This window comes from Sulfurimonas sp. (genome assembly GCF_034005705.1).
Taxonomy (GTDB): domain Bacteria; phylum Campylobacterota; class Campylobacteria; order Campylobacterales; family Sulfurimonadaceae; genus Sulfurimonas.
Map to the genome: position 1 here is coordinate 1 of NZ_JAVEUF010000028.1, position 11,728 is coordinate 11,728.

The 11,728-nt window shown below is 40.8% G+C and carries 13 protein-coding genes; 7 read left to right on the forward strand and 6 right to left on the reverse strand.

Translation table 11 applies throughout. From position 1 onward, the window contains the following. Positions 1–188: 188 nt before the first annotated feature. Together RBR61_RS09760 and RBR61_RS09765 are read right to left on the reverse strand one after the other, a co-directional pair. On the reverse strand, positions 189–983 hold the full coding sequence (locus RBR61_RS09760) for a DUF3108 domain-containing protein (protein ID WP_320343964.1): 795 nt from the start codon (positions 981–983) through the stop codon (positions 189–191). Positions 984–1,062: 79 nt separating this feature from the next. Beyond that, the gene (locus RBR61_RS09765; RefSeq protein WP_320343966.1) at positions 1,063–2,073 is read right to left on the reverse strand and encodes a hypothetical protein; all 1,011 of its coding nucleotides are present in this window, start codon (positions 2,071–2,073) and stop codon (positions 1,063–1,065) included. A gap of 69 nt (positions 2,074–2,142) precedes the next feature. Here RBR61_RS09765 and RBR61_RS09770 point away from each other — a divergent pair, with 69 nt between their 5' ends. From RBR61_RS09770 to recG, 7 genes are all read left to right on the forward strand, one after another. After that, positions 2,143–3,030 (forward strand): DMT family transporter, encoded by an 888-nt coding sequence (locus RBR61_RS09770; RefSeq protein WP_320343967.1) that lies wholly within the window; start codon positions 2,143–2,145, stop codon positions 3,028–3,030. Positions 3,031–3,169: 139 nt separating this feature from the next. Next, positions 3,170–3,991, forward strand: coding sequence for a 3-deoxy-8-phosphooctulonate synthase (gene kdsA, locus RBR61_RS09775; protein WP_320343978.1), 822 nt, complete (start codon positions 3,170–3,172; stop codon positions 3,989–3,991). After that, positions 3,992–4,456 carry a 6,7-dimethyl-8-ribityllumazine synthase gene (ribE, locus tag RBR61_RS09780; protein WP_320343968.1) on the forward strand — a complete coding sequence of 155 codons (465 nt, stop codon included), beginning with the start codon at positions 3,992–3,994 and terminating at the stop codon, positions 4,454–4,456. Between the two features lie 131 nt (positions 4,457–4,587). Continuing rightward, positions 4,588–4,986 carry a transcription antitermination factor NusB gene (gene nusB / locus RBR61_RS09785; protein WP_320343969.1) on the forward strand — a complete coding sequence of 133 codons (399 nt, stop codon included), beginning with the start codon at positions 4,588–4,590 and terminating at the stop codon, positions 4,984–4,986. A 3-nt stretch (positions 4,987–4,989) separates the two neighbouring features. Further along, positions 4,990–6,039, forward strand: coding sequence for a dehypoxanthine futalosine cyclase (locus tag RBR61_RS09790; RefSeq protein ID WP_320343970.1), 1,050 nt, complete (start codon positions 4,990–4,992; stop codon positions 6,037–6,039). Between the two features lie 43 nt (positions 6,040–6,082). Next, positions 6,083–7,324: a pitrilysin family protein gene (locus RBR61_RS09795; protein WP_320343971.1), complete on the forward strand. Its 1,242-nt coding sequence runs from the start codon at positions 6,083–6,085 to the stop codon at positions 7,322–7,324. 86 nt (positions 7,325–7,410) lie between these two features. Further along, positions 7,411–9,210: an ATP-dependent DNA helicase RecG gene (gene recG / locus RBR61_RS09800; RefSeq protein WP_320343973.1), complete on the forward strand. Its 1,800-nt coding sequence runs from the start codon at positions 7,411–7,413 to the stop codon at positions 9,208–9,210. A gap of 22 nt (positions 9,211–9,232) precedes the next feature. On the opposite strand, the gene raiA is transcribed toward recG, so the two are convergent. From raiA to RBR61_RS09820, 4 genes are all read right to left on the reverse strand, one after another. Then, on the reverse strand, positions 9,233–9,775 hold the full coding sequence (gene raiA, locus RBR61_RS09805) for a ribosome-associated translation inhibitor RaiA (protein ID WP_320343974.1): 543 nt from the start codon (positions 9,773–9,775) through the stop codon (positions 9,233–9,235). A 64-nt stretch (positions 9,776–9,839) separates the two neighbouring features. Further along, positions 9,840–10,349, reverse strand: a complete 510-nt coding sequence (locus RBR61_RS09810) for a hypothetical protein (protein ID WP_320343975.1) — start codon at positions 10,347–10,349, stop codon at positions 9,840–9,842. Continuing rightward, a complete protein-coding gene (locus tag RBR61_RS09815; RefSeq protein ID WP_320343976.1) occupies positions 10,325–11,191 on the reverse strand; it encodes a type II secretion system protein in 867 nt (288 codons plus the stop codon). The genes RBR61_RS09810 and RBR61_RS09815 overlap by 25 nt, the downstream gene beginning before the upstream one ends. After that, positions 11,191–11,728: hypothetical protein (locus tag RBR61_RS09820; protein ID WP_320343977.1), on the reverse strand; the 538-nt coding region annotated here is incomplete at its 5' end. The genes RBR61_RS09815 and RBR61_RS09820, both read right to left, overlap by 1 nt.

The following is an 11,728-nucleotide window of genomic DNA, read 5'->3' on the forward strand; positions in this document are numbered from 1 at the left end:
CGACAAGTGCTACAAATAGACCAAGCTCGCTGTTTTGAAGAGACTCTTTGGAGATAGAGAAGTTCTTAAATGCCTCTTGAGAGTAGACTGTATACCTTGAGTAGCTCTTAAATATCCAGTAAAAAAATGCGGCTAATAGAGCCAGTACAATTATATTTCCCATTATTATCCTTTTAATTTATTGGCAGTTAGTTGCTGCTTATCTTGTGGTATACTCTTTTTGCAGTGATTTTTCCTACCCAGAATATTTCTCCCAAAAGAGCCTCTTTTAAAAGCCCGTCATTATCAAATGCAACAAGCACGTCGACTATTTCATCATCTTTGTCAAACGGCTCTACGTTTAGGTTGTATATATCTTGGATGCCCTCGGAAAAGTTTAGTATTGCTTCTTCTCTCTCCAGCCCTTTTAGACAGGAGACGGTAATATTGTTCTTTTCATCATGAGCTCCCACTGCTATGAGTTTGTAAAATTTTTGTTCAGAGTTGCAGGTGGTTTTTGTATTAAGATAAGAGCTGAGCACATCTGCATCTTTGTAAACATCCAAAATAGTCTCTTCTACGGAGTTTTCATTTATCTCTTCTGATCTTACCTTAAATGTTTTGGGGTCAAATCTTGTTTTGGTCACTAGTTTGCTTTTCTCTTCTATCAGCTTGATCTCTTTTTTTTCATGATCAAAGTAGTAGGTCTGGACTCTTGACCTTTTTGTTGTTACTTTTGAAGCGGTGAAAATATCCGGAACATATCTTCCATCAACAACTCTGCCCCTGCTTATAAAGGTCTCGACCCTATCTTTTAAAAGTGCGGCCGCAACTCCAATGGTGTTTGCTACAAGTTTTATCTCGTATGTCTCCCCCGACTCTCTTAGCGTTACATCTGCGTAGCCCACATTTCCCAAAAGGCTTACATGCACGTCGTATCGCGTTGAAATATCTTTTGAAAAAGCAGAGCTTATAAGTAAAAAAAGTATTAAAACGTATCTCATAAAAAACTCCTTTATATGTTCTTGTATTATATCAAAATTTATATTTTATTATAATATGAAATTATACTATAGAATATATTTAAATATTTCCAAAATAAAAATCCACATTAAACATAAAGAGGTAATTCGGCTCATACTCATACTGCCTGTGAAAACTTATACCGGGACCAAGTTCCAGAGAGATCCACTGTTTGAAAATATTTTGTCGCCACGAGAGAGAGGTGGAGTAGTTGCTTATGCCGTTATACTCTTCGGGAGCTACTTCGCACTTATATTTTGAGTTGCCCCAAAATTGCTGTGATATGCTAAAACCTTTTTTGCTTGATAGTGTCAGATAGTAGGAAAAAATAACCGCATAGTCAAATCCGTCTACATGCGATTGTGTTTTACGATGCAGGGTCGTTCTAAAGAGAGATCGCTCATCAAGCGCTCTATTAAAGTAGAGATTTGTCTCTTCGCTCCACTCTGATTTAAGAGAGTATTTAAACTGCTGTGTCGGTTGAATGACCCAAGTATCGACCTTAAAATCTTTGGAGTATCTAGCTTTTGCATATGGTGTCAAACTGCTAATACCTATGGAATATTTTGATTTTATATCTTTATATATGGGAGCAAAAAAGTTTATCCCAACTGCGGTATTCGTCTCTTTTACTTCCGTTGAGCTCTCAGGATCAAAGTAGCTTTTTTCGACATCTTCAATAAAGAGCTGAAAACTCTTTTTTGTTCTGTTAAGAGGGATCTGCGCTCTTATTTTATAGTTGTAGTCTTCATCATCTTTTGACTGAAATTCGGCGCCAAGACGAATACGCAAAAAACTCCTCTCGGTCTCTTCGATAAACTTCTCGTCTTTGAAAAATTTGTCTATGTTGGTTATTGCTTCATCTTCGCCTGTTTCATTGTCGTCTGAGTCTTGGACCCAGCGGCTGATGCTGCTGTCGATATCGTCAAAGACTTCAACAACATAATTTGAAAACTGTTTATGCTTTTCATCTATGTACTCTTCAGTGCTGCGCTCTGTTGCAGTCTCTTGAGCTATTGCAAAAATGGCCAGAAAAGGGGAAATTAAAAGAGCCATAACTCGTAGTGACATACAACTTCCTTTGCATATATAAGATATTATAACCTATTTGAAATAAAAAAGATTGGTATACTTTCGTCCATGAAATATATAAAAGAATTAGATAACGGTGTAAAATATATGCTATTTGCATCATTTTTGTTTGCAATTATGGGCGCGTTCGCAAAACTAGCCTCAGAACATATGAGCTCGCTTGAAGTAGTGTTTTTTAGAAATATATTCGGCGTTATATTTATAGGTTATGCACTTTATAAGACCCCGATGGTAAGCAAGGGCGGTAAGCCTCTTTTGCTTTTATTTAGAGGCTTGATGGGATTTTTGGCACTTTTGGCTTATTTTTACAATATTGCCCATATACCGCTTGGAGATGCAGTGACATACTCAAAAACCGCACCTATTTTTACGGCGATTTTTGCATGGCTTTTTTTAAGCGAAAAGCTCTCTTTTGGCTCTTGGATCGCTGTGTTCATAGGTTTTTTGGGAATAATCCTTATAGCTCAGCCAAGCGGGATCGGCTTTAGCAAATATGACCTGCTTGGGATCTTTAGCGGAGTTGGAGCCGCACTTGCATATACATCCGTTAGAGAGCTTAGAAACTACTACGATACAAGAATGATAGTCCTCTCTTTCACACTGGTAGGAACCGTAGGCCCAATTCTGCTTTTTGCCCTTTCGCACTATTTTTATATAGCCGAGCTAGATTTTATGATGGGAGAGTTTGTTGTTCCAAGCGGAGTTGTATGGCTCTACGTAATCGGGCTTGGAGTGCTTGGAACACTCTCTCAATACTATATGACAAAAGCTTACGGCGAGACAAAAGCGGGAATTGTAGGAGCGGTGAGCTATACGAATATAGTCTTTGCGATCTTGGTCGGGGTTATGCTCGGTGACTCTCTTCCAACCATAGTAACTGCATGCGGGATACTTCTTATTGTTGCGGCCGGAATCATGGTGGCAAGAGGAAAGTGAGATTAGATTTTTATATAACCGCACGAAATGAATGATTCTGCAACGAGAGGGTCAAAGCTTCAGCTTTGGGGCACCCATCGTGAAGCCTAAATGAATGAGTACGGTTATGAAAGAATTATATTAAATCCGTTATGCTATAATCTCCTTCTATTTTTTACAAGGCAAACAGATGAAATTACTCGCCGGACCTTGCGTCATAGAGAGCGAAGAGAATATTTTTAAGATCGCTAAGGCTTTAGAGGTTTATCAAAACGACAAGACAATCGATTTCTATTTTAAATCAAGTTTTGACAAAGCTAACCGCACATCGCTGGACAGTTTCCGCGGTTTGGGGATAGATGAGGGGCTTAGAATTTTAGAGAAGGTAAAAAACGATTTTGGCTACAAAGTGGTTACGGATGTGCATGAGTCGCATCAAGTTCCTGCTGTGGCCGAAGTTGTCGATATGCTTCAGATCCCCGCGTTTTTATGCCGTCAAACAGACCTGCTTGTCGCTTGTGCAGAGACGGACAAAGAGGTGAACATAAAAAAAGGGCAGTTCATAAATCCGCCCGATATGAAATACTCTGTTGCAAAAGTGCTCAAAACACGGGGCTGCGATGAGGTAAGTTACGAAGCTTCCAAAAAACACGGAGTCTACCTCTGTGAGAGAGGAAGCTCGTTCGGTTACGGTAATATCGTAGTAGATATGCGCTCTTTGGTTATTATGAGAGAGTTTGCGCCTACCATTTTTGATGCAACCCACTCTGTTCAGGCACCGGGTGCGCTTGGCGGAAAAACGGGCGGAGACAGAACGATGGTTCCATACTTGGCAAGTGCAGCGGCAGCTGTCGGAGTTGACGGCTTTTTCTTTGAGACGCACTTTGATCCAAGCATTGCTCTTAGTGATGGTCCGAATATGATAAAACTCGATGAGCTTGAAGCTCTAATAAACAAAATTAAAAAGATACAGGAGATATAGATGAAGTTAATTGAAGGTCAGTTAAAAGTAGTAAACGGCAAGAAGATAGCAATAGTAAGTACAAGATGGAATCACTTCATAGTTGACAGACTGGTAGAGGGTGCTAAGGATGCATTTGCGAGACATGGCGGTGATGACGCAGATCTGACACACGTTTTGGTTCCAGGTGCGTTTGAACTTCCAATGATAGTGGATCAGCTTTTGGCTAACGGCAAATATGATGCTATCTGTGCTTTGGGCGCTGTTATCCGCGGAGCGACTCCTCACTTTGATTATGTCTCTGCAGAGGCTACAAAAGGTATCGCTACAATGAGCCTTAAGTATCAAAAACCTGTTTCATTCGGGTTGTTAACGACTGACACAATTGAGCAGGCTATAGAGAGAGCAGGTACAAAGGCCGGAAATAAAGGCTTTGAAGCGATGACAACCGTTATCGAGATGCTAGACCTTTACGAGAATCTATAAAAGACACTAGTGTCGCGGGCTTCCTGCCGAAGGAAACTTAGCGTTAGCGTAGGTAGCGGAATTACTTCCGATACCGTGATAAATAAATGAAGGGCTCCCTTCATTTTTACGAAATAAAATAAGGAAAAATGATGGCCACTAGACATCAAGCCAGAATGGCAGTTGTAAGCTTATTGTATGCATTTGATCTTGGCAACGGTAATATAGCTGAGCATACTGATGAGATCTTAGAAGAGAAGAAGATTAGAAACAAGCAGAGAGATTTCGCGCTCACTCTTTACGAGGGTGTTATGCAAAATTTAAAATCTATAGATCAAGCTATCATAAAACACTTGGTAGATTGGGATTTTGAGAGACTTGGAGCTATCGAGAGGGCAACGCTCAGGCTTGCTACTTATGAGATACTTTACGGCGAACTTGACTCTGCGGTGGTCATCAACGAAGCGGTCGAGATCACAAAAGCATTTGGAACGGAGCAGTCGCCGAAGTTTATAAACGGTGTTTTAGACGCAATTTCTAAAGATAAGTAAAAAATGAAAAGATTGACAAAAGAAGAGGCTCTAGATCTTATAAAAAATGCAGATTTAAAAGAGCTTGGTCGAATGGCAACAGCGCGCAAAAAAGAGCTCCATCCTGACAATATCACCACTTTTGTAGTGGATAGAAATATCAACTACACAAATATCTGCTGGGTTGACTGCAAATTTTGCGCATTTTACAGACATGAAAAAGATGCGGATGCTTATGTTCTTACTTTTGATGAGATAGATGCGAAGATAGATGAACTGCTTGAGATCGGTGGAACGCAGATACTTTTTCAAGGCGGCGTTCATCCAAAGCTCAAAATAGAGTGGTACGAAGATCTTGTAGAGCATATTCATAAAAAATATCCAACTATCACTATTCACGGCTTCTCATCCATCGAGATAGACTTTATAGCAAAGGTCTCACGCATAAGCGTTGAAGAGGTTTTAGAGAGGCTGCATGCCAAAGGTCTGGCTTCTATTCCGGGGGCAGGGGCTGAGATACTGAGCGATAAAGTACGCGACATAATCGCTCCAAAAAAGATCGACTCCGATGTCTGGATAGATATTCACAGAAAAGCTCATAAACTAGGCATTATGTCAACTGCTACGATGATGTACGGAACGGTTGAGAGTGATGAAGACATCATAGAGCATTTTGATATGGTTCGCAGGCTTCAGGATGAGACACATGGTTTTAGAGCGTTCATTATGTGGAGTTTTCAGGGAGAAAATACGGAGCTGCTGCGTCAGATACCTGATATGGAAAAACCCTCTTCAAACCGCTACCTAAGACTTCTTGCCGTTGCAAGACTCTACCTTGACAATGTGCCGAATATCCAAAGTTCATGGGTGACACAGGGGCCGTACATAGGGCAGATGGCTCTAATGTTCGGCGCAAACGATCTTGGCTCAACCATGATGGAAGAGAATGTTGTAAGCTCTGCGGGTGCGGCGTACAAGATGGCAAAGAGCGAGATGGTTCACCTCATAAGAGATGTAGGCGAGATCCCTGCGGTGCGAAATACGGCGTATGAGATCTTAGAGAAATTTGCATAGAATGAAGAAGATAGCTTTAATACTACTGATTTTAGGAAATATAATGATGGCAGCGACAATAGATGAGATAAAAGTAAAGAGTTCGAAAATCCCTCTGATTTTTGAAGAGGATAAAAGACTTCCTCTGGTTACTATGCAGTTTATTTTTAAAAACAGCGGAAGCGTTGCTGATGGTTCAAAAGCCGGATTGGCAAAGTTTAGCTCAAGAGTGATGAACGAGGGGACGAAAAAGCTTGGCTCAAGCAAATTTGCCGAAGCACTTGAGAGCAGAGCGATCCATATTTCTGCTTCAACCGGACGAGAGACCTTTGTTCTGGAACTTAGCTGCTTAAAAGAGGAACTTGACGAAGGTCTTAAATATTTCGGGATGCTGCTAAGTGATCCGAATCTTAGCGAAGAGACGATCAAGAAGGTAAAAACTACTACTCTTGGCTCTCTTGCAAGAAAAGAGAATGACTTTGACTATATTGCGTCAAACGAGCTAAAAGCGCTTCTATTTGAGGGAAGCGTGCTTGCAAACCCGTCTGCAGGAACGATTGAGAGCGTCAAGAGTATAGAGTTAAAAGATGTAAAAGAGTTTCTCTCAAAAAATCTAGTAGCTTCAAAGCTCATAGTCGCTATCGGTGGCGATGTTGACCTTGAGACGAGCAGAGAGAAGATATCCAAGATAATAGAGCTGCTCCCAAAAGGCAGATCAAACGAGCTTATAAAGTATGAAGCCTCCAAAGATGCAAAAGAGAAAGTGCTTTTAAAAGAGACGCAGCAGGCATATATCTATTTTGGCTCACCATATAACATAAGCGTAGAGTCAGAGGATTACTACAAAGCGAGAGTTGCCGTTTTTATACTCGGGGCAGGCGGTTTCGGTTCAAGACTTATGGAAGAGATAAGAGTAAAAAAAGGGCTTGCATATTCGGCGTATGCAAGGCTTGATGTCACAAAGTCAAGCTCGTTCATGAGCGGCTATCTGCAGACAAAACTTGAATCTCTTGAAGATGCCAAAGAGACGGTAAAGTATGTAGTAGAGGATTTCGTAAAGAGTGGCGTTACAAAAGAGGAGCTTGAGCAGACGAAAAAGTTTCTGCTTGGAAGCGAGCCGCTGAGAGTCGAGACCATGAGCCAGAGACTTCATAGAACCTTTATGGAGTTTTACAATGGCCATGAGATCGGGCACTCTTTTAGAGAGCTTGAAAAGATAGAGAAACTGAAGTTAAAAGATCTAAATGAGTTCATTAAAGAGCACAAAGAGATACTAGATATGAGCTTTTCAATAGTAACCAAATAGTAATACCAAGTCTTTATATTGCATTTTGCAATATTTTGCAGCAGCTCTAAATAAAATCGCTATTATAACAGTAGCGAGGATTGAAGATGAAGATTACAAAAGAGCAGGAAGAGAAGTTTAAAAAACTTGGATTGAGTAGTTATATAGAGCTTGCTCTTATGGTACCTAGCTCTTACGAAGATCTAAGGGTTGGCGATAAACTTCAAATCCACTCTATGCAGCTTATAGATGCGACAGTAGAGTCGGTCTATAGAGCTCCAAACTCACTTCAGATAACCTTCTTTGCACACAATTTCGGACACACCATTACAGGCGTGATATTCCGTCCAAAACCATATATGATTCACCAGTTTAAAGCAGGCGAGAGAGATTACTACTATGGAATGATTGAGTGTAAAAACGGCTTTTGCACTCTTGGCATGCCAAAAAAAGTAATCAACATAGGCGAGATAACTCCAAAGTACAGATCACCACTCAGAAGCGATGTTATGCTTCGGCTTATGAAAAGCGCTCTTACAAAAGAGAATCTTGTATCGGAGGGGCTAAAAGAGGAGATAGCAGAGGAGCTTTTAAGACTTCATTTTCCTACGCAAACAACACCAAATTTAAGAGATTTGGATGCTAAAACACTTTATGCTCTTAAATATAGCGAACTATTCAGCTATATGAAGCAGCTCTCAAACAAAAGAAGATACTTCAAGGCACTGACTTCTTCTCCTAGGGATTACACGGAGTGGGCGTCAATTCTTCCATTTCGTCTAACGAATGAACAGATACAAGTCATAGAGGATATAAAAAGAGATGTTAGCCAAGAGGTCTCTGCCAGACGGATGATAGTAGGAGATGTAGGCAGCGGAAAAACAATGGTGATCTTGGCATCTGCGTTTATGAACTATCCAAATCGCTCAATTCTGATGGCACCAACGACCATACTTGCAAACCAGCTCTATGAGGAGGCGAAAAAGTTTCTTCCCATAATGCAAATAGCGCTTGTTACAAACAGAACAAAAGCCATAGATCTGGATGAGTATGACTTCATTATCGGAACACACGCTCTGCTTTACAGGGAGCTCCCATGTGCCTCTCTTGTAATGGTAGACGAGCAGCACCGTTTTGGAACAGCTCAGAGAAATCTGCTTGAGAAGTTGGTGAGCTCAGGAGAGAGAAAACCACATTTCTTGCAATTTTCTGCTACGCCAATACCTAGAACACAGGCAATGATAGAGACGGCACACATAGATGTCTCGCTTATAACATCTACACCGTTTGTAAAAGATATAACAAGCAGAGTGATACATAAAGAGGATTTTAAAGAGCTTTTGGAGCATATAAAAGATGAGATACAAAGAGGCAATCAAGTCCTGCTTGTCTACCCGCTGGTAGAGCAGAGCGAAGTTTTGGAGTATCAGAGCATCGATGAGGCAAGAGGGTTTTGGGAGAAGAGATTTTCCAATGTCTATGTCACTCACGGCAAAGACAAGGAGAAAGAGGAGATCTTGCTTGAGTTTAGCAAAAATGGAGATGTTCTCATAGCCACTACGGTCGTGGAGGTCGGTATCTCTCTGCCTCGTCTTAGCACGGTCGTTATAGTAGGAGCCGAGAGACTGGGACTCTCAACTCTGCATCAGCTCCGTGGGCGTGTAAGCCGCACAGGTCTTAAAGGACACTGTTTTTTATATACGAATCAAAACTCATCTGAGCGTCTGGATAGATTTGTGCAGACGACAAGCGGTTTTGACATCGCAAACTTGGACCTGAAGTTTAGAAAAGGCGGTGATCTGCTAAAAGGACATAACCAGAGCGGAAGTCAGTTTAAGTGGGTCGATCTTGCAGAGGATGAAGATATAGTAAAAAGTGTAAAAGGGGATTTGGGCAAAAGGAAGTAAACTCCTTTTGCAGGACTCCAGATTAGTATAGTCCGAACTTTCCGTCGTTTCTCTTGTAAAGAACTCTTGTTTTTCCGTCGTTGTCTATGAATATCTCAAAGAGCTTTTTGTTCTCTTTTATATCATTTAAGACATCTTCAACTTCACGAGGCTTATATAGTGAAAGCTCAACAGGAACGATCTCATCTTCCATAGCTTCGCTTGCTTCATGAAGGTCTATGCCATTACTCGCTTCGCTTTTTGCTTCGTTAATGCCGTCTTTATGGTGATGGTTATCTTTGTCATGCATACGGCGGAGTGCTTTTTGCGCTCTTGCTGTTGCCAAGTCGATAGCAGCGTAAAGATCTTCATCACTTTGTTTGATAACCACTGAGTTTTTATGCGCCAAGTTTATAACAAACTCTATGACAGATAGAGGCTTCCCCTTTTTTGTTTGACTTGTTGCGATTAGATTTACGGATATGATGTCCATATTGTATTTGCTAAGTGTTTCTATCGATGCATTCATGTGTGCTTTTATAGGCTCTGTAAGCTCCACATGTCTTCCTGTTAATGATATATTCATAGTAAATCCTTTTGATTGTAATTGTAAATTATTATATCATTAAATAGTTTAGAATAGTTACAATCTAGAGCTTTTGAATGGTTCTTCTAAAGTAGCGGATAGGTTCGGTGGTGATATCTGCTTTTGTTGAAACGACAACATCCATTAAGACAGAACCGTTTTGTTCAGCAGTTGTTATATACATCGGAGCACCACCAGGACTATATGGAGTACATCCTACAACGGCTCCGGTGAAAACATATTGTACACTGACATTTACATCAAAAAGGTTAGTGATGTTAGCATCAAAAGGAATCGATGGTGTTGTACTTGTTCCATATATGTTTAAGCAGTTTGTGACAGGGTCTCTCTTTGCAATCTCTAACAGAGTTAATTCTACCGCACTTTTTGCTACCAACTCAGCTTGCTCATAAAGGTAGAGGTCAACGGTTCTTTTTGTTGTCTCTGTGGTAAGAGAAAGGGAGAGAGCCATAATGGTCGAGATGACCACAATAACGGCTATGGCCATTATCATGGCAAAGCCCGAGCGTTTCTTGCGAGGGTTTATTCTTAAAATACTGTTTTTTCTTTGCATAACGAATAATCCTCCATCAAATCAGAATTTACACATACTTGAATTTTTACTATCGATCCAGCCGCTATAAACTGAAATGTATCTACATTGTCCATGATTTTAACTTTTTTTGTATTGGCGTTATTATAGTTCTCACCCTTCCATGGCTGATAGTCGTAATGCAGCCAAAGTGTGTCATCTGCACTGTTATGAACAACGGCATAAGCAGTCCATGCAAGTTGGTAGTACTCGTACACATCTATATTTGAAAAGTTAAATATATTGTTGCCCGCAGGATCTGTAACCGGGTGCATAGTATGATTTTGATCGGATATGCCTCCACCTCCTATAGTCCAGCCATAACCATTTTGCACATCACTGTCTGAGCCTATGAAATAAAAGGCTACATCATTGTAACTGCTTCCGCCATTTGATAGAGTATTAATTAAAGTACCGATTTTGCCGGTGTCAGTCTGTGGCAAACTTAAAGCAGCGGCAGTTGATGCTTGTAGGTCAATTATACCACTCCATAGCGGTGTAGTTTGCGCACTATCTCCCCTCAGGCCATCGGCATCCATGCCGACCCACTCTAAGATCGGTGCATTGTCTGCGGTATATCCTGCGAGTCCAAAAAAGTCATCGTCTGCTTCTCTTGCTATGACTGAATCTTTTATACGGTACTGAAGTCTTGCAGCAATGGTCTCAACCGCTGCTGCGCTTTGGGATTGTAGTGCATTATTAACGCTTGAAAATATAAAACTTTTATAGGCCTGAGAGAGAAGTTCAATACCAAATCTTGCCAAGATTCCCATGATAACTATGACAAAAATAAGCTCTAGAAGAGTAAAAGCCGCTCTACGCATTAAAGTCTCCTCTTGTAAAAGTCAACTTCGCCGATGTTGGCACTGTAAGTTCTTAAGCGCGTGATTATATCTCCACCACCTGAAGGTCTAATTGTTATGGTTATCACTTTAACATCGTTCGTTCTAGTAACGTCTACGGTACTGTGATAATCCTCTTTGTAGCCTACCGAATCCGCTGTGTCGTCTGTGAACATGAGGTCATCTACATGCTCCGCATTATCCAAGTTAGGGAAAAGAGTACTATTTGCATCGGCTGGATTTGTTGTGCTATCTTCCAAACATCTTCTATGGTAGGGTTGTGCTATATGACCTAGTGCCAGTCCATATCTTGGGTTAGAAGCATTGTCTTCACAAACATTGTTTATGTTGATAACTCTCTCCAGATTGCTAAGGTTATTGTCTTGCATAGAGTTTGCATCCCAATAGTATGATGTCGATTCCATAAGTTCAGTAGAAGCGGCAAAAATTGCTTCTTGGACTATGTTGTCTTCTACCCCTTTTGATACCATTTGTATCATGATGGAGATCGGAAGAGCA

Coding starts and splice junctions, on each gene's coding strand:
- RBR61_RS09810 (WP_320343975.1), bottom strand. CDS start 10,349: ATGCAAAGAAAAAACAGTATTTTAAGAATAAACCCTCGCAAGAAACGC.
- RBR61_RS09770 (WP_320343967.1), top strand. CDS start 2,143: ATGAAATATATAAAAGAATTAGATAACGGTGTAAAATATATGCTATTT.
- recG (WP_320343973.1), top strand. CDS start 7,411: ATGAAGATTACAAAAGAGCAGGAAGAGAAGTTTAAAAAACTTGGATTG.
- nusB (WP_320343969.1), top strand. CDS start 4,588: ATGGCCACTAGACATCAAGCCAGAATGGCAGTTGTAAGCTTATTGTAT.
- RBR61_RS09815 (WP_320343976.1), bottom strand. CDS start 11,191: ATGCGTAGAGCGGCTTTTACTCTTCTAGAGCTTATTTTTGTCATAGTT.
- raiA (WP_320343974.1), bottom strand. CDS start 9,775: ATGAATATATCATTAACAGGAAGACATGTGGAGCTTACAGAGCCTATA.
- RBR61_RS09765 (WP_320343966.1), bottom strand. CDS start 2,073: ATGTCACTACGAGTTATGGCTCTTTTAATTTCCCCTTTTCTGGCCATT.
- RBR61_RS09795 (WP_320343971.1), top strand. CDS start 6,083: ATGATGGCAGCGACAATAGATGAGATAAAAGTAAAGAGTTCGAAAATC.
- ribE (WP_320343968.1), top strand. CDS start 3,992: ATGAAGTTAATTGAAGGTCAGTTAAAAGTAGTAAACGGCAAGAAGATA.
- RBR61_RS09790 (WP_320343970.1), top strand. CDS start 4,990: ATGAAAAGATTGACAAAAGAAGAGGCTCTAGATCTTATAAAAAATGCA.
- RBR61_RS09760 (WP_320343964.1), bottom strand. CDS start 983: ATGAGATACGTTTTAATACTTTTTTTACTTATAAGCTCTGCTTTTTCA.